18 protein-coding genes and 4 pseudogenes are annotated in these 20,179 nt (G+C 61.3%); 15 read left to right on the top strand and 7 right to left on the bottom strand.

Going from position 1 to position 20,179, the window contains the following annotated elements:
- The first annotated feature begins 2 nt into the window (after positions 1-2).
- Positions 3-998 (top strand): hypothetical protein, encoded by a 996-nt coding sequence (locus tag IMCC21224_RS19065; protein ID WP_047996696.1) that lies wholly within the window; start codon positions 3-5, stop codon positions 996-998.
- Positions 999-1,346: 348 nt separating this feature from the next.
- Here the strand turns inward: IMCC21224_RS19065 and IMCC21224_RS19060 are convergent.
- Positions 1,347-2,432 (bottom strand): annotated as a pseudogene (locus tag IMCC21224_RS19060) (IS3 family transposase).
- A 360-nt stretch (positions 2,433-2,792) separates the two neighbouring features.
- On the opposite strand from IMCC21224_RS19060, the gene IMCC21224_RS27270 reads away from it, so the two are divergent.
- Entirely contained in the window at positions 2,793-2,981 is a 189-nt protein-coding gene (locus IMCC21224_RS27270) for a hypothetical protein (protein ID WP_197089228.1), read from the top strand.
- A gap of 126 nt (positions 2,982-3,107) precedes the next feature.
- Here the strand turns inward: IMCC21224_RS27270 and IMCC21224_RS19050 are convergent.
- Positions 3,108-3,798 (bottom strand): annotated as a pseudogene (locus tag IMCC21224_RS19050) (integrase core domain-containing protein); the annotation flags it as partial.
- 4 nt (positions 3,799-3,802) lie between these two features.
- Between IMCC21224_RS19050 and IMCC21224_RS28585 the strand changes: the two are divergent.
- Positions 3,803-3,925, top strand: a pseudogene (locus IMCC21224_RS28585) (SMC-Scp complex subunit ScpB); the annotation flags it as partial.
- 110 nt (positions 3,926-4,035) lie between these two features.
- A pseudogene (locus tag IMCC21224_RS19045) lies at positions 4,036-4,700 on the top strand (IS6 family transposase).
- Between the two features lie 296 nt (positions 4,701-4,996).
- Here the strand turns inward: IMCC21224_RS19045 and IMCC21224_RS19040 are convergent.
- The 3 genes from IMCC21224_RS19040 to IMCC21224_RS19030 all read right to left on the bottom strand — a co-directional run bounded on the left by IMCC21224_RS19040 (position 4,997) and on the right by IMCC21224_RS19030 (position 7,825).
- Positions 4,997-5,683: a creatininase family protein gene (locus IMCC21224_RS19040; RefSeq protein ID WP_053079043.1), complete on the bottom strand. Its 687-nt coding sequence runs from the start codon at positions 5,681-5,683 to the stop codon at positions 4,997-4,999.
- Entirely contained in the window at positions 5,680-6,654 is a 975-nt protein-coding gene (locus IMCC21224_RS19035) for an aldo/keto reductase (RefSeq protein WP_047997276.1), read from the bottom strand. Before IMCC21224_RS19035 ends, IMCC21224_RS19040 begins: the two co-directional genes overlap by 4 nt.
- Before the next feature lie 133 nt (positions 6,655-6,787).
- Positions 6,788-7,825, bottom strand: a complete 1,038-nt coding sequence (locus IMCC21224_RS19030; RefSeq protein ID WP_197089227.1) for a LacI family DNA-binding transcriptional regulator — start codon at positions 7,823-7,825, stop codon at positions 6,788-6,790.
- Between the two features lie 217 nt (positions 7,826-8,042).
- On the opposite strand from IMCC21224_RS19030, the gene IMCC21224_RS19025 reads away from it, so the two are divergent.
- From IMCC21224_RS19025 to purU, 11 genes are all read left to right on the top strand, one after another.
- Positions 8,043-9,065: a sterol desaturase family protein gene (locus tag IMCC21224_RS19025; protein WP_047996693.1), complete on the top strand. Its 1,023-nt coding sequence runs from the start codon at positions 8,043-8,045 to the stop codon at positions 9,063-9,065.
- Positions 9,066-9,221: 156 nt separating this feature from the next.
- The gene (locus IMCC21224_RS19020; RefSeq protein WP_047996692.1) at positions 9,222-10,187 is read left to right on the top strand and encodes a substrate-binding domain-containing protein; all 966 of its coding nucleotides are present in this window, start codon (positions 9,222-9,224) and stop codon (positions 10,185-10,187) included.
- A gap of 106 nt (positions 10,188-10,293) precedes the next feature.
- Entirely contained in the window at positions 10,294-11,289 is a 996-nt protein-coding gene (locus IMCC21224_RS19015; protein ID WP_047996691.1) for an ABC transporter permease, read from the top strand.
- 10 nt (positions 11,290-11,299) lie between these two features.
- Complete coding sequence (locus tag IMCC21224_RS19010) at positions 11,300-12,118, top strand: ATP-binding cassette domain-containing protein (protein WP_047996690.1); 819 nt, start codon at positions 11,300-11,302, stop codon at positions 12,116-12,118.
- A gap of 102 nt (positions 12,119-12,220) precedes the next feature.
- Positions 12,221-13,225, top strand: a complete 1,005-nt coding sequence (locus tag IMCC21224_RS19005; RefSeq protein ID WP_047996689.1) for a Gfo/Idh/MocA family oxidoreductase — start codon at positions 12,221-12,223, stop codon at positions 13,223-13,225.
- Positions 13,222-14,181, top strand: a complete 960-nt coding sequence (locus IMCC21224_RS19000; RefSeq protein WP_047996688.1) for a sugar phosphate isomerase/epimerase — start codon at positions 13,222-13,224, stop codon at positions 14,179-14,181. Before IMCC21224_RS19005 ends, IMCC21224_RS19000 begins: the two co-directional genes overlap by 4 nt.
- A gap of 12 nt (positions 14,182-14,193) precedes the next feature.
- Entirely contained in the window at positions 14,194-14,505 is a 312-nt protein-coding gene (locus IMCC21224_RS18995; protein ID WP_047996687.1) for a MocE family 2Fe-2S type ferredoxin, read from the top strand.
- Between the two features lies 1 nt (position 14,506).
- A complete protein-coding gene (locus IMCC21224_RS18990) occupies positions 14,507-15,691 on the top strand; it encodes an NAD(P)/FAD-dependent oxidoreductase (RefSeq protein WP_047996686.1) in 1,185 nt (394 codons plus the stop codon).
- Positions 15,692-15,717: 26 nt separating this feature from the next.
- A complete protein-coding gene (locus IMCC21224_RS18985; protein WP_047996685.1) occupies positions 15,718-16,536 on the top strand; it encodes a 3-methyl-2-oxobutanoate hydroxymethyltransferase in 819 nt (272 codons plus the stop codon).
- Positions 16,537-16,541: 5 nt separating this feature from the next.
- On the top strand, positions 16,542-17,567 hold the full coding sequence (locus tag IMCC21224_RS18980) for a Gfo/Idh/MocA family protein (RefSeq protein WP_047996684.1): 1,026 nt from the start codon (positions 16,542-16,544) through the stop codon (positions 17,565-17,567).
- A gap of 125 nt (positions 17,568-17,692) precedes the next feature.
- A complete protein-coding gene (gene purU / locus IMCC21224_RS18975) occupies positions 17,693-18,577 on the top strand; it encodes a formyltetrahydrofolate deformylase (protein ID WP_047996683.1) in 885 nt (294 codons plus the stop codon).
- 151 nt (positions 18,578-18,728) lie between these two features.
- Here purU and IMCC21224_RS18970 read toward each other — a convergent pair whose 3' ends face one another.
- Positions 18,729-19,040, bottom strand: a complete 312-nt coding sequence (locus IMCC21224_RS18970) for a MocE family 2Fe-2S type ferredoxin (protein WP_047996682.1) — start codon at positions 19,038-19,040, stop codon at positions 18,729-18,731.
- Positions 19,041-19,053: 13 nt separating this feature from the next.
- Entirely contained in the window at positions 19,054-20,166 is a 1,113-nt protein-coding gene (locus IMCC21224_RS18965; RefSeq protein WP_047996681.1) for a fatty acid desaturase family protein, read from the bottom strand.
- Positions 20,167-20,179 lie beyond the last annotated feature (13 nt).

Below are 20,179 nucleotides of genomic sequence, written 5' to 3'. Positions count from 1 at the left end.
CCGTGGTCACAGATACGATACAACCGCTGGTCTGGGCCGACATCGAGGCAATCCTCGAAACCCCCGAGGCACATGGGATTTCCGCGGCCGAAGGCCGTGTCGCAACCGATGACATCGTCGAAGTGCTGGTCGGCACCGGTCGCCACACCTGGATCGCGCACCAGGACGTCGACGATGTGGTCTATGCGTCCGGGGCGGGCGCGGAACAAGACGGATTAAAGGCATATGCCGCGTCTTCGGTTGCCTGGCCCGAGATGGTGGAGGCGACCGAGATGCATCTCTACGCCCCTGCATTGGAGGACACGCCAAGACCCTTGCGCTGGTACACCGACCCGGCCCAAGCCTATCTCGCCACGGTCGCTCTGACCGACGATTTCGCGGCCTCACGGATCTGGACCACCGTGCAGCAGCCGGGTTCTCATGGCTGGCGCGCCTGTAAATGGTCGGTTTTCGTGTACCACGGAGACGCCTCACTGAAAATCGGCGACCACGTACAGTTCAACGAAGCCGAGATCGAGGAAATGAAGCGCCGTTACTGGTACGACGAGATCCGCTACCTGGATGACGACATCGCCATCGGATCCGCTACCGCAAAGTTGTACAAGACTGATCCCAGGTCAGATGTCGAAGCGAACTTGCTGAACCTGTTGGATGATCCGGAACCCGAAATCCGCATCAATGCGCTCACCGCCCTAGGCTATCTTGCATACAAGGCTCCCATCGTGCCGGGCGACGACATGCCCGACCGGGCGACAAGGCTTGAAGAGCTTTCACTGTCCGAAGCAGCCATCGAGCATATCGCGGATCTCCTGAACTTCGAAAACGATGAAACGGTGTTTGATCACGCGATCTGTACCCTTCGCGCGCAATGCTTCGAGGGCCGGTTGAAACCGCAGGGACTTAGGATTCGCCGGACCCTTCGCGAACGTCTGCCGCAGATCTCATCCGACACAACGCGTAAGGAGATCTCGAAACTGCTGCGCGACATCCCATTGTGAATTTCGGTAGTCAGATCCGACAAATAGACGGGCAAGTCCTAGCGTCAGAAACCATTGATCTGGGCGCAGCCTTCTGATGTCCGTCGTCATATAAAATGGGACATCAGAGGGGCTTGAGCATTGGAGGCTCTGGTTCGGTTGCATGATTGATTATGCTGCTTGTTTTTGATGTTGCAAGCCCCCCGTGTCAGGGAAGTTGTCCGCGGCTCTACTTTTCCTCTATTTTTCAGGTGGGCGGGATAGGACGATGACGTGGGATATTCACCGGAGCGAAAGGCTGCTGTGCTGAAGCGGATGCTTCCGCCGACCGGTAATCCCCCCATTTTTAACGTGGTGCATTCGTAGAACTTACGCGGCCATTTTCAGTTTCTGGGCGGGTGTGATGCCGCCGATGGCCATGTTCGGGCGGTCGTTGTTGTAAGTCCAGAGCCATTGTGTGGCGTGATCTTGGGCCTCCTCGATAGTTTCGATGATGTATTGGTCCAGCCATTCATGTCGGACGGTGCGGTTGTAACGCTCGATGTAGGCGTTCTGCTGCGGCTGACCGGGTTGGATGTGCTGGAGCGTGATGCCCGTTTCTCAGCCCAGATCAGCAGCTTGCCACTGATGTATTCTGGGCCGTTATCTACTCTTATCGTCCCGGGTTTGCCGCGCCACTCGATGATCCTATCCAAACTGCGAATGACCCGTTCAGCGGGTAGGGAAAAATCCACTTCGATGCCCAGGCCTTCGCGATTGAAGTCATCCAGCACGTTCAGCAGCCGGAATGCCCGGCCATCGCCAAGCCGATCCGCCATGAAGTCCATTGACCAGGTCACATTTGGCGCATCAGGCACCGCCAGCGCGTCAGGTTTGTCCCGCTTCAACCGCTTGCGGGGTTTGATCCGCAGGTTCAGTTCCAACTCGCAGTAGATGTGGTAAACGCGTTTGTGGTTCCACGGATGACCTTTGACGTTGCGCAGGTGCAGGAAACACAGCCCAAACCCCCAGGTCTTCCGGGCGTCCGTCAGCCCGGTCAGTAGATCGGCGATCTCTTCATTCTCGGCACGCAGCTTTGGGCCATAACGATAGCAGGTCTCACTGACGCCGAAGGTCCGGCAAGCCAGAGCGATGCTTGCCCCACGTCGCGCCACTGCATTCTCGGCCATCTCGCGGCGTTGAGATGGCCCGGTCACTTTTTTGCAAGGGCTTCCTTCAGCAAGTCAGCTTGCATGCTCAGTTCCGCATACATCCGCTTCAGCCTACGGTTTTCTTCCTCCATGGCCTTCATCTGGCTGACCATGGACGCATCCATGCCGCCATACTTTGCCCGCCATTTGTAGAAGGACGCTGAGCTCATCCCATGTTCACGGCAAAGCTCAGCCACCGGCACACCGCCTTCAGCTTGGCGCAGTATCGCAAGGATCTGGGGTTCCTGTATCTTGTCGTCTTCATCTGAATCTCCTCGTTCATCTTGCCGAGAAAATTCTACTTCCGCAGCCCCTTACTTTCGGGGGGGATTACCCCACCCGGGGGCACCGAGAAGCTCAACATCTTCCTCGCGCTGTCGCGCGAAATCCCGAAATGTAGTGCCGCCGCTCGCGCACTCCTGCCGTCTCGACAAGCAAGACGGACTTTCCTGTAAAGTTCCACGGTGAAAATACCCCCGCCCTCCCTGTCACCAGAAAGGGCAAAAGTGGACGACTTTTACACCGCCCGCAGCAGGCTCATCCCGCCACTACCGTGGCCGACTTTGTCACCGACGCTTACAAGTATACTGGCCTCACAAATCTTTAGCCGTAGAGGAGAGCGACCATGTCATCTTATGTAGGACTCGATGTATCCGTCAAATCCGTTTCGATCTGTGTTGTTGAAGCGGACGGTGCCGTTATCGCACGCGGTGAAGTCCCGTCTGATCCGGATCAGATTACCGCTTTTTTAGTATCCACGCGCCAGATGCTGAACGTATTGTCCACGAGAGTGGCATTCTATCGATTTGGCTGACCCGCGAGTTGGAGAAGCGGGGCCTCCCGATAATCTGCATTGACGCACGACTGGCCCATAAAGCGTAGTGGTTCAGATGTGATATGACAGTTGGCCGTTTTTTCGACGGAGTCTGTCAGGCCAAGTTCAGTGCACGAACTTTTCCTGCCAGATTTCTTTCCCGTCGAGCATAGTTTCGATGGGCGTTCTGCCGCAACACATTTTGCCTTGATGCGTGCGCTCGTGGTTGTAGGGATGCAGCCATTGATCCAGATCGGCCTGAAGCGCCGCGATGCTGTCGTATAGCTTTTTGCGGAACGGTGCCTGATAGAACTCCTGCAGGATCGTCTTGTGGAACCGCTCGCAGTTGGCCGTTCGTCTGGGGCGATTTCACCTTGGTCTTGGTGTGATCAATATCATTGGTTGCCAGGAACAACTGGAAGTCGTGCTTGTCCACGCGCCCGCAATATTCCGTGCCCCGATCCGTCATGATCCGCAGCACCGGCAGGTCGTGTTCCTCGTGGAATGGCAGCACCCGGTCGTTGAGCAGGTCTGCCGCCGTGATCGGCGTTTTGGTGGTGTAGAGTTTGGCATGCGCGACCTTGGAACAGGTATCGACATAGGTCTGCTGATAGACCCGGCCCACACCCTTGAGCGTGCCCACATAAAAGGTGTCCTGTGACCCCAGATAGCCGGGGTGAGCGGTGTCGATCTCACCACAAGCCTCGTCATCGTGCTTTTTCTTCTCAAGGGCCTGCACCTGTGCCTCGGTCAGGATGCCGCCCTCTGCCGCGACTTTCGCCTCCAGCGCCTTCAGGGGGGTTTTGAAGTTGGCAATCCCCTTCGTGACGACCGAGCGGTTTCTCGTCGCGTTCGGGTTGGAGAGCCTTCGCGACCTTCCCGATCGGGAGCAGCTGGTGGATGCTGGGGTTGTGGGCGAAGCACCACAAGTCGACTTCGGGTAACCTGCCGATGTTGTTGGGCCCTAAGGCTCTGTGAGAGCATTGTTTTCGACCCATAGTTTCGAAGGCATTGCCAACTTTCTACCGCACCTTAGCGCGACTAGCGTTTTGTCATGAGGATACCAGCTGAGATGCCGCGTCTGAAGGGCTATCGTTTCCCCCGTGAAGTCGTGGCCTATGCTGTAAGGGCTTATCATCGCTTCGCGCTCAGTACGGCGGACGTAGAGGATCTGCTGGCTGAACGCGGTGTAACCGTCAGCCGGGAAACCGTGCGCAAGTGGGTGAACCGATTTGGCCCGCATTTCGCCGATTGCATCAAGCGTGACCGTCCCACTGCTGCAGACAAATGGCATCTAGACGAATTCGTCATTCCGATCAACGGCGTGAAGCAGTGGATGCGAACGGGGACCTGCTGGATATCCTTGTGCAGCCGCGCCGAAACGCCAAAGCTGCCAAGCGTTTCCTTACGCGGCGGATCGCCCACTTTGGCAAACCGCGTGTCGTCGTGACGGACAAATTGAGCAGTTACATCAAACCGATCCGGACCCTTGCGCCTGAAGAAAATCATCGGGCACACAAAGGGCTCAACAACCGCATCGAGGGTTCGCATCGGCCGACCCGCAAACGAGAGAAGGTCACGGGCCGGTTCAAATCGATCCGACAGACGCAAAGGTTCCTCGCGGCCCACGATCAAATCAACGCGATGTTCAAACCCCGCCGCTACCGCCTCTCCACCGTCGCATGCCGCCACGCAAGGTCCGATGCCTTCGACTTGTAGCACGGTTATTCGCTCGAAATGCCCGCCTGAGAAAATCACCCCTGGGGACCGTTACAGGTCAGTGCCGTTAAGTTGGCAATGCCACTCAAGCCTTTCAGCGGCGTCTTCATCGTCTGGGGGCCTCTACGCTGTTCTCCGCCTCGGCCGACAGCTTCAAAACGCCAGCCAAAACCGGGCGGCCACGATTGCCGCCTGGGGCTGACATTTCATTGAGCGCGGCAAAGCCTGCGACCGGGGAGGGGGGACGCGGTTGCGGATCGTGTCAGCACAAGACACGCTGACAATGCCCGCGAAGGCTACAGCGCCTGAAGGGTCAGCCAGTCGGTCAGGCGGTCCATCAGTCTTTCGCCCTCGCTCAGGTCCACGGTGCGGGGATCGGTGCCGATCACGCCCCAGACGGGGCTTTGCGGGTCGTGCCTGTCAAAGGCGTCAGGTGCCTGATCGAGGCGGGGCAGGCGGGACAGATCAACCAATTCTGCCGCCAGGGCGTGCATCAGAAGCGTCTCGAAGGCGCCGGCGTGATCCGGGGCCATGTCGGCACCGGGACAGCGGTTGACCGCCGTTGCGATGATGCGGGGCCCGGTGCCGACGGCGTTCCAGGTTTCAGAAAACCGGTCGAGCATCTCAAGCTGCTCATCGGCAAAATGGCCGCTGACAAGGATCAGCCGCTCGACCTCCATCGCACCCAGCCGTTCTGCGGTCCGGGTCAGTATGGCCTCGATCTCGGAGGCACCCTGCATCATGATGGTCCAGGGATAGCCGCCGTGACCGCCGCCTGTGCCGAAATACAGCGGCGGCATCACCAACCCACCACCCCGCTCGGCTGCGCGTAGGCACAGGCCATGCGCGGTGAGTGCATCTAGCCCGACGGGCAGATGTTCGCAGTGCCACTCAATAGTCCCGAGCGGCATCCAGACGACAGGACGTTCTGCAAGCTGGGCGCGGATCTGGTGTGGGCGAAGGCGTTCTATCTGGCGTGTCATCGGTAGAAGTTCCTGACCCATGCGTGTGGTTCCAGCCGCGCGATCAGATCGTCCGGCAAACGCGCGCCGTCGGAATAGGCGACGTTCATGTCAACCTCCTGCGGTGTTTTCATCCCCGGAATCAGCAGGCTCACTGCATCGTGTGACAGGACATAGCGCATCGCGGCCTCGGCCAGGGTCGGGAAGGCATCACCGATCTCGGACTTGATCGCCTCGACGCGCGACAGGGTCTCGGCAAAGCGGGCGCCGCGGAACATCTGATGCTGCTGCGAGCCGTCTTCCCAGGCGGCATAGCTGTCCGACGTCCAGTGGCCGACGAGAGAACCGCTGTCCAGCGGCACCCGCGCGATGATTGCCGTGCCGCTGGACTGGGCGGTGGGGAACAGCGCATCGCGGGGCTGCTGCTCAAAAATGTTGAAAATCACCTGTTGCGACGCGACCAGACCAAGCCGGGCAAGGTTCATGCCTTCGTCTGGGCGGTTGTCGCGCAGCGAGACGCCGATCTGGTCGATCTTTCCCTCACAGCGCAGGTCGTTCAGGGTTTCCAGCCAGTCGAGCTCGCGGTGCCCGAACGGCCCCCAGCTGTGCAGTTGGAACAGATCCAGCCGTTCGACCCCAAGGCGGCGCAGCGAATTTTCGACGTTTTCGCGCAGGTGCCAGTCGGGGAAACGACCGCGAAAAGCGGGCGCGTCGTCGTCGGGATCGGGCCAGACCGTCGGCTGGGCCTTGGTGGCAACGTAGATCTTGTTGCCGCGCCAAAGCTTCAGCGCTCGCCCGATCACGGTTTCGGAGTGACCGGCGCCATAAAGCTGGGCCGTGTCGACAAAGTTGATGCCCCGCTCAAAGGCATGCAGCAGCGTGCGAACCGAGGCATCGTCATCCACCGCACCCCAGCCACCGCCGATCTGCCAGCCGCCGAACCCGATTTCCGAGACCTGCCATCCCGTCCGGCCAAATGTGCGATACCTCACGCCGCTCTGCGTGTTGCGAAATCCTGCATCTGCGCCTCCCTGTTCCCGCGCCATGGGTTTTGGCGCTCGCCGCGTGCTGCGCAGTCTAGCGCCTGAACCAGGGGGACTCATGCTCTTCGCTGATGCGAAACCATCAGTCAGTCGGGGGAATGTTTTCCGGGCCATAAAGCACGATGGGGACGTTAGAGGTGTAGGGGCGCGCGACCGGACGCCCTTGGTAGCCGAAATGGTCCATCAGGACATCAAGTGAGAATTGCGCCTGCAGGCGCGGATTCTGGTCCAGGGTCAGGGTCATGAGACCTTCGCGCAGCATTCGGGTGGTATGTTCGGTCAGTTCGTGGCCGACGAACAAGGGGCGCTTTGCAAGGATATTGGCCTCTATCGCGGCGCGCACGCCAAGATTGGCGCCGCCGACGTTGTATATTGCCAGAACCTGCGGAAGTTCGCGGAACGCGGCCTCCAGACGCGCGCGCGAGCGGACGCGGTCGTCAAGCCCTTCGACGATGCGCGCAATAGTCAGATGCGGGGCGTGCTCCAAAAGGTATTCGCGAAACCCCGCAATGCGTTCTGCGTGTGGCTGAAACCCCAAGTGGCTGCACAGAACGACCACCGGCCCGGCCTGCGGACTCATCTGCGCAACGAAAAAGCCGGTGGTGCGACCGGCGGCATGGTGATTCGTGCCGGCATAGGCCAGTTGTTTCGACCCGGACAGGTCAGAGATGATTGAGACCACCGGAATGCCGCGCGCGTGGAGATCGTCGATGGCGTCGCGGATTACGATGTGATTCGGCGCATAGACGACGACGGCGTCGCAGTCCGTGACGCGCAGGGCGGCGGCTACGGTTTCCGCAGCCTCGTCGGGCAGGGTCGTGATGTGCAGGCTTACACGGCGGTCAATGGACTTTGCGAGGTTGCGAAACTCTACTGCCATCCGCGTAAGCAACGGCAATTCCGGACGGGCGAGGATCAGGTTGATGCGGATCAGGGGCTTGTAGGAGGGAGGCAACTGACGGCGCAGGCCGATGGCGCGGGCTGTCTCGATCACCTTGCGGCGGACCTCTTCGCTGACGTTGCCACGTTCGTTCAGCACCCGGTCCACGGTGGCGGTGCCGACGCCGGCAATGCGGGCGACGTCCTTGAGTTTCGGGCGCGGCGTGGTCGGTCCTGCCATGTTCTGCCCCTTCGACTGGCCTTTCCCAAAGACCATTTCACGGCCTCTGATGTAAATCAATCAGTTCCGGAGGTGCGGTGGGGGGCATCAGCGGCCATTGTGCCGTCAACACGCCGGACTGACACCGGGCCACTTCAGGGCCCGACGTTTCCGGCGGGATTGCAAGGGACTGGACCGGAAAAGAGGCGGGGCCAGACCCGTCTGGGGGAGGAGTGCAATGGACGATTCAACAGCAGGCACGCGGGACAAGCGCGGCAACTGGCGCCCGAATGACGCCATCGAGAACGCCCCGGTCTTTGTGTGGCCGGTGCGGCCTCTCAAGTTCCTGCGCTGGCTGCCGAGCTATTTTCTGCCGTGGAATGCGCTGTTCTTTGCGGTCGCCGCAGTGTTCTGGTTTCTGCTGACGCCAGCGCACGAAACGCTGGTGAACCTGAACTGGGGCTGGGCGCTGTATCTGCTGGTACGCAATTCGGCAATTGTGCTGCTGTTCTACGGCTCGCTTGAGCTGCGGCTCTACATGAAGCGCGAGCAGGGCACCCACTTCAAATACAACGGCAAGTTCCCGTCCGAGCACCCCTCTGACGTGTTCATGTTCAAGAGCCAGAACATCGACAACATCATCCGCACCTTCGGGACCGGCCTGCCGATCTGGACCGCCTACGAGGTCTTGCTGCTTTGGGCCTGGGCCAATGGCTGGGGCCCCTGGGCAACCTTTGCCGAACATCCTGTCTGGCTGGTCTGCTTTGGCCTGGTGCTGCCGATCCTGCACGAATTCCACTTTTACTGCATTCACCGGCTGATCCATATCCCGGTGCTCTACAAGTGGATCCATTCGGTGCACCACAATTCGGTCAACCCGTCGCCCTGGTCATCGCTGTCGATGCACCCGATCGAGCATCTGCTCTACTGGTCGGGCAGCCTCGTGCACCTGATCCTGCCGTCCCACCCGCTGCTGGCGATCTATCATCTGAACATTGCAGGCACAGGCGCCGTGGTCGGGCACATCGGCTTTGACAAGATCGAGACCGGGGCCGAGGGCGCATTCGATACCCATGCCTATGCCCACTACCTGCACCACAAGTATTTCGAGGTGAACTATGCCGACGGCATGATGCCCCTCGATCGCTGGATGGGCACCTGGCACGACGGGTCGAAAGACGGCGACCGGGCGATGCAGGAACGCTTTCGCCGGAAAAAGGCCAAGCTCAACAGCGGAAAAGGGGCCACACCGGCCGAATAGGCCCGCGTCGGAGGAAAAACTGTTCAGGCGGGGCTGAGGAGATCCCCTGGAAAGAGTCGGCCAAGCCAGATCGGGGTGCCGAGGCATCCGCACCCCGCGAGATGACTGCCAGAATTGGCACAAACCCGTCCACGGACGGAAATGGGAGGAGAGAACATGACACATCTCAAGGGACTTATGGCAGGCGTCGCGGTGGCCGCGCTTTGTGCAACAGCGGCCCCGGCGGCGGACATCGCCATCATCGGCGGCAAGGCGGACGACGCTTTTTTTGCCAAGATCAAGAAGGGCATCGACGATGCCACGCTGGTGGTCGAGGCCCACGGCGGCACGGTGAACTACCTGCAGCTTCAAACTTATGACAACATCGGCGGTGACGCGGCGAACCTTGTGCGGACCGCGATCAGCCAGGGGGTGGACATCATCGCCGTGCCGAACTGGGTGCCGGGGTCCGAGGACGAGGCGATCCTGTCGGCCAAGGCCGCCGGTATCCCGGTAATGCTGTACAATGCCGGCGGCGGTGACAAGGCCAAGGAGTTGGGCGCGATCAACTACATCGGCAACGAGGAATACCCCGCAGGTCTGGCGGGCGGGCGTTACTTTGCCGAACATGGCGCCAAACATGTGATCTGCGTCAACACGGTGCCGGGTGCCGGCAACCTTGAAGACCGCTGCCGGGGCATTGCCGACGGCATGGCCGAAGCAGGTCTCAAGGCGGAACAGTTGCCGCTGCCCTCGAGCGCCTTTGGCGATCCGACGGCTGTGGCCGAGGCGATCAAGGCGACGCTGCTGGGCGACGAAACCATCGATGGTGTCTTTGCCATCTCGTCCGGCGACGCCGACAGCGCCTTTATCGGCATGCAGCAGGCCGGAAAGTCCGAAACGGTCCAGATGGGGTCGTTCGACATGAACGTTTCAGGGCTTGAGCGCATTCGCGACGGAGAGCAGCTGTTTGCCATCGACCAGCAGCCCTGGTTGCAGGGCTTCCTCGCGGTGACCCTGTCGGATGGCTATGTGAACTACGGGCTTGCGATGGCGACCTCCCCGCTGCTGACGGGGCCGGGGATCGTGGACGCGTCCAACATCGAAGCCACGCTGAAGGGTGGCGAGCAAGGCTACCGCTAAGCCGCAATCCGGAACGGCCCGCGGCAGATGTCACGGGTCAAACCACCCGGTCCCGCGGACATTGGTCCGGCACAGGGGCCACAGCGTCAAACTGAGGACGGAATTCATGAACACCTTGTCAATTGGCAATCTCCTGCGCCGCCCGGAATCAGGGGCCTTTCTGGGAATGATCGCCGTCGTGCTTTTCTTTCTGATCTTCGGCGGCGTCAATTTCCTGAAACCTGCGGGCATCGCAAGCTGGCTGAACGTCGCGGCCAACATCGGCATCATCGCGATCCCCGTCGGCCTGCTGATGATCGCCGGGGAGCTTGATATCTCAATCGGGTCGATGATTCCTGCCGGTTCGATGATCGTCGCCATCATGTCCGGCCATTACGATTTCCCGATGTGGGTTTCGATCCTTGCCGTGCTTGGCTTTGGCGTCGTGGTCGGCACCATCAACGGCCTGCTTGTGGTGCGCACCGCAGTGCCGTCGCTGATCGTCACGCTTGGCACGCTGTTTGCGGTCGCGGGCATGGTGCTGGGCCTGTCGGTTCTGATCACCGGCACCACCAGCGTCGCCATCAAGGCCCCGGCCTTTTACAAGGCGATCTTCGGGCAGTTCATCGGCGGCACCTATCAGGTGATCATTCTGTGGTGGATGCTGCTGACTGCGGTCTATATTTTCTACATCCACTACTCGAAATACGGCAACTGGATCTTCGCCATGGGCGGCGACCGCGAAAGCGCGCGCAACGCCGGCATTCCGACGACGCGGCTGACCATCATCCTGTTCATCCTCTCCGCCACCAGCGCGTCATTTGTCGGCATGTGCCAGGCGCTGCTGTTCAACTCGGCGCAGGTGTCGGCGGGGATGTCCTATATCTTCAACGTGATCATCTCGGTTGTGGTGGGCGGCGTGGTTCTGACCGGCGGCTTCGGGTCGGTGGTCGGCATCGTCTTTGGCACCATTACCTTTGCGGTGGTCAATCAGGGCATCTATTTTACCAGCTTTGATCGCAACTGGTCGAGCCTGATCATCGGCGTAATGCTTCTGGTCGCAGTCCTGATGAACAACACCTTCCGCACCATGGCGCTGTCCTATGCGCCAAAAAAGAAATGAGGGGCACATCATGACCAAGACCGTTCTGGAACTGCGCGATGTGGACAAATCCTTTGGCCCGATCGACGTGCTGCACCAAATCTCGCTCAAGGTGAAGGAGGGCGAAGTGCTTTGCCTGCTGGGCGACAACGGCGCCGGCAAATCGACGCTGATCAAGACGCTGGCGGGCGTTCACAAACCGACCCGTGGCACGATCCTGATGGATGGAGAAGAGGTAACCTTTGACGGCCCCCGCGCCGCGCAGGAAATGGGCATCGCCACGGTGCATCAGTTTGGCGGAACCTTCCCGCTGATGAGCATCGGACGCAGCTTTTTTGTCGGGGTCGAGCCGACCAAAGGCTGGGGGCCGTTCAAAGTCTATGACCGCAAGACCGCCAACGCGATCGCGGTGAAGGCGGTGCAGGAGTTCGGCATCACCCGCGTCGATGACGGTGACCGGCTGATTGGCGGGCTGTCGGGCGGCGAGCGCCAGTCGCTGGCCATTGCCCGCGCGGTGCATTTCGGCGCCCGTGTGCTGATCCTGGACGAACCAACTGCGGCACTGGGGGTCAAGCAGGCCGCCCACGTCCTGCGGATCGTGAACGAAGCCAAGAAGCGCGGGCTGGCAGTGGTCTTTATCACCCATCAGGTCATGCACGCGATGGCGGTGGGGGACCACTTTGCCGTGCTGATCAGGGGCGCCATCGCCGCCGATTTCCGCAAGGGTGAACGCAGCCGCGAAGAAATCACTGACCTCATGGCCGGCGGCGAAACCATGGCCGATCTCGAAGCGCAGATCGAAGGCTATGCGCAGGCCCATTCCGACAACCCGCCACCTCCCTCTCCCTAGGTGGCGGTTTCTGGGGGGCAGCCACTTGTGCTGGACAGTCCTTCCCTGGCAGCCGTCACCTGGTAAGCTGCCCTCCTTTTTTATTCAGCGAGTGTTTCGGACATGAACATCAGAATTGCCATCATCGGCGCAGGGGCCATGGGCGCGGATCACGCAAGGATCGTGGCCGAAGACCTGCCCGGCGCGAGCCTTCAGGTGATCTGCGACAGGGATGCAACTCGGGTCACATCCGTGGCGGATGCCTTTGGTGCGCAGGGCGTCACGAGTGATCCCGAAGCGGTGATCGCGCGCGATGACGTGGATGCGGTGATCGTGGCCAGCCCGGATTTCACCCATGCACCGCTGTCCCTGGCCTGCATCCGCGCGGGCAAGAGGGTGCTTTGCGAAAAGCCGCTGTCGCAGTCTTCTGACGCCTGTCTGGCGGTGATGGCAGCCGAACAGGCGGCGGGGGAAAGGTTTGTTCAGCTGGGATTCATGCGGCGCTATGATCAGTCCTATGCCGAGATGAAGCAGGCGCTGGCGGCTGGCTCGCTGGGTCGGGCGCTGATAATGCACAACTTTCACCGCAATGTGGAAACGCCCGCTGCCGATTTCACCGGCGCGATGGCGATCACCAATTCCGCGCCGCATGAATTCGACGTGGTGCGCCACGTTCTGGGCTGCGAATACGCCACAATCTCGGCCGCCCAGCCCCGGCGTTCGGATGCGCGTGTCGCACCTGTCGTGATGACGCTTGAAACTACCGACGGGCAGCTTGTGACCATCGAGATCAACAACAACGCCGCCTATGGCTATGACGTCCGTGCCGAACTGGTGGGCGAACAGGGCAGTATCGCCATGAACCCTGTCGCCTATACCCGGCAGGATGCCGCCCTGACCAGCGCAACCGCCTACGAGCCCGACTGGCGCGGACGCTATGCCGAAGCCTACCGGCGGCAGAACCGCGCCTTTGTGCAATTTGTGCGCACCGGGCAGTTCCCCGAGATCGGCGCAGACTGCTGGGACGGATACTGCGCCGCCATAGTGGCCGAGGCAGGCGTTAAGGCACTGAACGTGGGCCGCAAGTGCCCGGTCGAGATGATCGCGAAACCGGAGTTTTACGCATGAAGCTGGGGTTCGTGTCCGACAGCCTTGGCGGGCTGGGCCTGCACGGCATGCTCGACCATGCGCAGCGCATGGGGGTCAGCGGCGTCGAAGTCAACACCTGTGGCTGGTCCACCGCTCCGCATTTCGATCTGGCGGCAATGCTGGGCAATGCGACGGCGCAAAAGGCTTACTTGGCCGCCTTTGCGGATCGCGGGCTTGAGATTATCAGCCTCAATGCCAACGGCAACCCCTTGCACCCCACCGATCCGGCGCAGGGCGAGGGGTTGAAGAACACCATTCGCGTTGCGGGCGAAATGGGGGTCAGGACGGTCTGCACCATGTCGGGCCTGCCCGCCGGGGCAGTGGGCGATACGATGCCCAACTGGGTGGTCTCAAGCTGGCCGCCAGAGACGCAGGCGATGCTGCGCTACCAATGGGAGCAAAAGCTGCTGCCGTTCTGGACTGACATCACCGCCCTCGCGCAGGAGCATGGCGTCGAACGGATCGCGCTGGAACTGCACGGCAATCAATGCGTCTACAACGTGCCCTCGCTGCTGAAACTGCGCGACGCGGTCGGGCAGGTGATCGGCGCCAATCTCGACCCGTCACACCTGTTCTGGATGGGGGCCGACCCGCTGGCCGCGGCCGAAGCTCTGGGTCCGGCGATCTATCATGTTCATGCCAAGGACACGATGCTGAACCCGCCAGTGCAGGCGGTGACATCGCTGCTCGAGACCGGCTCGCTGATGGATATTCCGGCGCGCAGCTGGTCATACATCACGCTGGGGTTCGGCCACGGCGAGGAATGGTGGCGGCAGTTCTGTTACCGGCTGAAAATGGCCGGATACGACGGCTGGCTCAGCATCGAGCATGAGGATGTGCTGCTCAACAGTCTCGAAGGGCTGGAAAAATCCTTGGCGCTGCTGCAGGGCGTCATGCCCGCAGCCCCCGCCGACTACTCACCACAGGATATTTGAAAGGAACGTGACATGGCCGAATGGATCGACGCCTGTGCCAGCGATGACATCGACGCAGAAGACGTGATCCGCTTCGATCACGGAGGCCGGACCTTTGCGATCTATCGCAATGATGCGGATGCGTATTTCTGCACCGACGGGCTGTGTACCCACGAGAATGTGCATCTGGCTGACGGTCTGGTGGTGGAAAACACAATCGAGTGCCCAAAACATGCCTCGATCTTCGATTTCACCAATGGTGAGGTCGAAACCCCCCCGGCGTGCGAAAACCTGCACACCTATCCCACACGGGTCGAGGCTGGCCGCGTGATGGTTCAGCTCTGAGATGGCGGGCAGTGTCATCATTGGGGCAGGGGAATGCGGCGTTCGCGCGGCGTTCACTCTGCGCGAGCTGGGGTATGATGGATCGGTCACCCTAATCGGCGCGGAGCAGGCTTTGCCCTATGAGCGCCCGCCGCTGTCCAAGGATCTGACCGGCGCGGCGCGGGAAATCCGGGCCAAGGAGGCGTATGCAGCGGCTGATATTGACCTGAAGCTGGGGGCGCAGGTGGTCGGCATTGACGTAGAGGGCAAGAAGGTTGGGTTCGAGGATGGCACGTCGCTTGCCTATGACCGGCTGCTGATCGCGACCGGGGCGCGGCCGCGCCTGTTCCCCGGTATGGAGGGCTGCGCGACGCTGAGGACCGATAGCGATGCGCGGCGTATCCTGTCGCAGTTCACGGCGGGGGCCCGGATCGGGATCGTCGGCGGCGGATTCATCGGTCTGGAACTGGCGGCCACGGCGCGCCGGGCCGGGGCCGAGGTCAGCGTCATCGAGGCGGCGCCGCGCATTCTTGGGCGCGCCGTGCCGCCCGAAATTGCCGCTGTTGTTCACGCGCGCCACGAACGCGAAGGCGTGCGGATCCGTACCGGCACAGGTGTCTTGCGGGCCTGCGCAATGACGATCACCCTTACGGACGGCACCGCACTGGCATTCGATATCGTGATTGCCGGGGTCGGGGCGGTTCCGAATGTCGAACTCGCCCAAGCCGCGGGTCTGCACTGTGACAACGGCGTTGTCGTCGATCCCGCGTTCCGCACCTCGGCCCCTGATATCTATGCTGCGGGGGATTGCTGCAACTTTGACTGGCGCGGCAACCGGGTCCGGCTGGAAAGCTGGAAGGCCGCGCAGGATCAGGGCGCCCATGCGGCGGCGGCCATGCTGGGAGCAGGGGATGACTTTGCAAAAGCCCCATGGTTCTGGTCGGATCAGTTTGACCTGACGCTTCAGGTCGCGGGTCTGTTCGACCTGTCCGCACCCATCCACAGACGCGACACCTCTGACGATACTCATATCGTGTTCCAGTGCGACCTATCAGGGGGCGTTTCCGCCGCGGCGGGGGTCGGACCCGGCAATGCGATCGCGAAAGACATCAAGATTTTTGAAAAGCTGATCGAGCGCGCCACTCCGGTTGACCCCGGCAGTCTGGCGGATGCGTCAACCCCCCTCAAACGCCTGTTGAAGGCGTGACTTAACCTTTGGAAAAGATCATGGGCATGTACCACAAGCGTCCGCACGTCGAAGACATTCGCGCGATGAAGAAGAAGGGCGAAAAGATCTCGATGCTGTTCGTCTCGACCCCCGACGAAGCCGCCGCCGCCCATGCGGCGGGCATCCACATGCTGTCGATCGAGGCGCGCTATTTCGATGCCGCGATGCGCGCCGCCGCCGGGGACTGCTTTGTGCAGGTGGGTCTGCCCTACGGCGGATCGGGCAGATTCGAGGGCCGGCCGCTGGCCACCGCCGAGGATTATCTGCGCGCGGCGTTCCACTATTCCGCGCTGGGTGGCGATGCGTTCTACTGCGCCGCCTCTTACGACATTCAAAAGGCGCTTTGTGATAATCACATCCCGGTTGTCGGCCATATCGGGCTGATCCCGTCCTATATCACCTGGACCGGCTGGCGGGCTGTGGGCAAGACGTCGGACGAGGCGCTGGCGCTGTGGCGTCATGCGCAAAAGATGCACTCCATCGGGGTGTTTGCCGCCGAACTGGAAGTCGTGCCGGACCGCGTGGCGAAGTACCTCAGCGAAAATTCCCCGCTTGTCATGCTGGGGATGGGTGCCGGCAAATACGCCGATGCGCAGTACCTCTTTACCGAGGATGTCTGCGGCTATGGCAAGAACCACAAGCCGCGCCACGGCAAGGTTTATCGCAATCTAGCCCCCGAACTGGAACGCCTGCAAAATGAACGCATCGCGGCGTTCAAGGACTTCAGGGCGGATGTCGAAACCGGCGGCTATCCCGAGGCCGGTCATACCGTGTCCATCAAGGACGCCGAATTTGATGCCTTTCTTGAAGCAGCAAAAGGATAAGGGCCATGCGGATCGGTGTCGTCGGATACGGGGCGGGCGGGCGGTATTTTCACACGCCTTTCATTGACGCGGCGCGCCAATGCACGCTTGCGGGGATCGTCGCGCGCGCACCCAAAACGGTGGCGGCCGTCAGGCAGGACTGGCCCGGCGTGCCGGTTTTTTCCAGCCTGACCGAGATGATCGCGGCCCGGGTCTGTGACGCCGTCACCATCACCACCCCGCCTGAAACGCGGCGCGATCTGGTGCTGGAAGCCATTGCCGCCGGCTTGCACATTGTCGCCGACAAACCCTTTGCGCCGGACGCCGCTGGTGCGCGCAATCTGGCGGATGCCGCGCGGGCAAAGGGTGTGACGCTGGGTGTGTTTCAGAACCGGCGCTATGATGCTGATCTTCAGACTTTGGCCAAGGTTATCCGCGACGACCGGCTGGGACAGATCTGGCGCATCCACAACCGGATGGATTATGACGAAGCATCTACTCTGGAGGCCGGGCCGACAGGTGGGCTGTTGCGCGACCTTGGCAGCCATCTGGTGGATCAGATGACCTGGCTTTTGGGGCCGGTCAGCACGGTCGATGCCCAGCTTGATTTTGTGGATCTGCCCGAGGGGCGGACCGATGCGGGCTTTGTCATAACCCTGCGGTTCGAAAACGGCGCGCATGGCCATATCTCGGCCAGCAAGCTCAACCATGTCACTCTGCGCGAATTGCGCGCCTATGGTGACAAGGGGGCGTTTGTCAGCCACGGCACGGATGTGCAGGCCGCATCGGTCATGGCGGGTCGGCGCCCGGCCCGGGACCTGACCGGCTGGGGATTTGAGCCCAAAGCCAGTTGGGGCACGCTTTTCTCAGCAGCGGGTGCGCAGCGCATCCCGTCAGAGCAGGGCCGCTATCACGATTATTACGAAGCCTTTGAAGCCGCGGTGCGGACCGCAACACCGCCGCCCGTGACTGCCGAAGACGGCATCCGCACGCTCGCCATCCTTGATGCTGCACGCGAGAGTGCGCAGAGTGGGCGTTCGGTTTCCCTTTGACCGGCCCGCGCCGGACCCGAGCCAAAAGACTCATAACATGCTGAGCGCCGGACCATTCGACAGGGCATCAGCCATAGCAACAGCCCGCGCCCGCTGACCCTGCGGCGCGGGAAACGGAGACAAAAATGACCAGTTTCGCCCTGCGCGTCCGGTGCATCTCTCGGCGCGGCATCGTTGCCGCGATTTCCAGATATCTGGCCGAAAACGGCTGCAACATCACCGACAGCGCTCAATTTGACGATGCCAACACCGGCAATTTCTTTATGCGCGTGAGTTTCCAATCCGAAGAGGGCCGCAGCCTGAGTGATCTGACGGACGGATTTCAGGCCACCGCCGCGGCCTTTGACATGGAGGCGGAATTCCTAGACGAGGCAGAGCGGCCAAAGGTGGTGATCATGGTCTCGCGCTTTGGGCATTGCCTGAACGACCTGCTCTACCGTTGGCGTATCGGGGCCCTGCAGATCGACATTGTTGCGGTGATCAGCAACCACATGGACTATCAGAAACTGGTGGTGAACCACGACATCCCGTTTCACTGCATCAAGGTGACAAAGGCCAACAAACCCGAGGCCGAGGCACGGATCCTGCAGGTGGTCGAGGAAACCGGCGCCGAGTTGATCGTTCTGGCGCGCTACATGCAGATCCTGTCGGATGAGATGTGCCGCAAGATGTCGGGGCGGATCATCAACATCCACCATTCCTTTCTGCCGTCATTCAAGGGGGCCAAGCCCTACCAGCAGGCGTTCGAGAGGGGGGTGAAACTGATTGGTGCAACCTCGCACTATGTGACGGCGGATCTGGACGAGGGCCCGATCATCGAGCAGGACACCATCCGGGTGACCCATGCGCAATCCGCTGACGACTACATCTCGCTTGGGCGCGATGTCGAGGCGCAGGTGCTGTCGCGCGCGATCCATGCGCATATCCATCGCCGGGTCTGCATCAACGGCAACAAGACGGTGGTGTTTCCGCCTTCGCCCGGCTCCTTTGCCTCTGAACGGATGGGGTGATTTGCCGTCGCGGCGGCTCCCGATTTCTGGGGTCGCCATCCTGTCCGGGATGGGTGTCTGAACGCCACGGACGGCACGCACGTCACAAAAAACCGCCCCGAGCCAGAAGATGCTGGCGCGGGGCGGCAGTGTTTGCGGCATGGTGCGGCGTCTAGATCTCGATCAGGACGCGGTCGCCTTCGATCTTCACCGGGTAGGTGGCAAGGTTCACGCAGACCGGCGCGCGCAGCGCCTCGCCCGAGCGGTAATCGAACTGGCCGTTGTGCTTCGGGCATTCGATGGTGTGATCCATCACCAGCCCGTCCGCCAGATGCACCTGTTCGTGGCTGCACAACCCGTCGGTGCAGAAATAGCTGTCATCGGGCGAGCGGTAGATGGCAAAGGTGCGCCCCTCGTGATCGAAACGGATCACGTCCTCTTCCTCGATATCGTCTGCGGCGCAGGCGTCGATCCAGTTTGCCATGGTCTATCTCTCCTTATTCTGCCGGAACGGCGTTTGATGCAGATGCGTCGGCGCTGCTGTGGCCAAGGGCGCCCTTGTGCAGGTCGGCGCGGTAGGGACGCGCGGTGTCGGGCAGGGTCCGAATCAGAAAATCGTCATGGTAGGCCAACTGGCGGCGCAGGACCGGCAACACCTCGCGGTAGGCAGCCCAGATCGACGGGCTGGCGGCGGGCAGATCGTGTCCGATCATCGCGTGCAGCTCGGGCAGGCGGTGATAGGGCACCATCGGGAACATGTGATGTTCGACGTGGTAGTTCATGTTCCAGTAGATGAAGCGGCTGAGCGGGTTCATGTAAACGGTGCGGCTGTTGAGCCGGTGGTCGATCACGTTTTCGGCCAGACCGGCGTGTTGCAGCACGCCGGTCATCACGTGGTGCCAGGCACCGTACAGCCGGGGCAGACCGATCACCATCAGCGGCAGGATCGACTGCATCGCCACGGCAAGCGTCAGGGTGACGGCATAGATCGCCACCCAGATTCGGGCCACGCGGATGACCTTGGGGTGTTCGGATTCAGGGATATAGGTGGCTTCCTCGGGGTCGAGCTTGCCCGAGGCGTTCAGCAGCATCCGCGTCCAGCCCTGGACCGCATCAATAACGCCAAAGAGATTGATGAAGATGCGAAATAGCGCGGGCGGGCGCATGGCAACGATTTCGGGATCGCGCCCGACGATGACCGTGTCGGTGTGGTGTCGCGCATGGCTCCACCGCCACGAGACCGGATTGCGGACCATACAGAACGAGGCGATCTGATAAAGCCAGTCGTTGTATTTTCCGGTACGGAACGGCGTGCCGTGACCGCATTCGTGCCAGCGGCTGTCCATGGCCGAACCGTAGAGGACGCCGTACGCCAGCCAGAACGGTACCGCCCACAGGGACGGCCAGAGCGCGATTCCCTCGGCGGCAAAAACGATCATCAGCCAGAACAAGAGAATGGTATCGCCGATCGCTGGCCAGTCGTCGCGCTTCATCAGCGACTTGATTTCCTTGCGGGGAATTTCCGTGTGATACCAGTCGGCAGCGGCCAGACCGGTTTCCACGGCGCGCTCGGCATCCGGTCCGAGCAAGGAATAGTCGCGCTGGGTCATGTTCGTCTCCCGT

The organism is Puniceibacterium sp. IMCC21224 (genome assembly GCF_001038505.1).
Taxonomy (GTDB): domain Bacteria; phylum Pseudomonadota; class Alphaproteobacteria; order Rhodobacterales; family Rhodobacteraceae; genus Puniceibacterium.
The sequence above is the reverse complement of the archived record's forward strand: the minus strand, read 5'-3'. Positions and strand labels throughout refer to the sequence as shown.

Coding starts and splice junctions, on each gene's coding strand:
- IMCC21224_RS19005 (WP_047996689.1), top strand. CDS start 12,221: ATGAACATCAGAATTGCCATCATCGGCGCAGGGGCCATGGGCGCGGAT.
- IMCC21224_RS18990 (WP_047996686.1), top strand. CDS start 14,507: ATGGCGGGCAGTGTCATCATTGGGGCAGGGGAATGCGGCGTTCGCGCG.
- IMCC21224_RS18970 (WP_047996682.1), bottom strand. CDS start 19,040: ATGGCAAACTGGATCGACGCCTGCGCCGCAGACGATATCGAGGAAGAG.
- IMCC21224_RS19020 (WP_047996692.1), top strand. CDS start 9,222: ATGACACATCTCAAGGGACTTATGGCAGGCGTCGCGGTGGCCGCGCTT.
- IMCC21224_RS18995 (WP_047996687.1), top strand. CDS start 14,194: ATGGCCGAATGGATCGACGCCTGTGCCAGCGATGACATCGACGCAGAA.
- IMCC21224_RS19040 (WP_053079043.1), bottom strand. CDS start 5,683: ATGACACGCCAGATAGAACGCCTTCGCCCACACCAGATCCGCGCCCAG.
- IMCC21224_RS19030 (WP_197089227.1), bottom strand. CDS start 7,825: ATGGCAGGACCGACCACGCCGCGCCCGAAACTCAAGGACGTCGCCCGC.
- IMCC21224_RS19000 (WP_047996688.1), top strand. CDS start 13,222: ATGAAGCTGGGGTTCGTGTCCGACAGCCTTGGCGGGCTGGGCCTGCAC.
- IMCC21224_RS19015 (WP_047996691.1), top strand. CDS start 10,294: ATGAACACCTTGTCAATTGGCAATCTCCTGCGCCGCCCGGAATCAGGG.
- IMCC21224_RS19010 (WP_047996690.1), top strand. CDS start 11,300: ATGACCAAGACCGTTCTGGAACTGCGCGATGTGGACAAATCCTTTGGC.
- IMCC21224_RS19025 (WP_047996693.1), top strand. CDS start 8,043: ATGGACGATTCAACAGCAGGCACGCGGGACAAGCGCGGCAACTGGCGC.
- IMCC21224_RS27270 (WP_197089228.1), top strand. CDS start 2,793: ATGTCATCTTATGTAGGACTCGATGTATCCGTCAAATCCGTTTCGATC.
- IMCC21224_RS18965 (WP_047996681.1), bottom strand. CDS start 20,166: ATGACCCAGCGCGACTATTCCTTGCTCGGACCGGATGCCGAGCGCGCC.
- purU (WP_047996683.1), top strand. CDS start 17,693: ATGACCAGTTTCGCCCTGCGCGTCCGGTGCATCTCTCGGCGCGGCATC.
- IMCC21224_RS18985 (WP_047996685.1), top strand. CDS start 15,718: ATGTACCACAAGCGTCCGCACGTCGAAGACATTCGCGCGATGAAGAAG.
- IMCC21224_RS18980 (WP_047996684.1), top strand. CDS start 16,542: ATGCGGATCGGTGTCGTCGGATACGGGGCGGGCGGGCGGTATTTTCAC.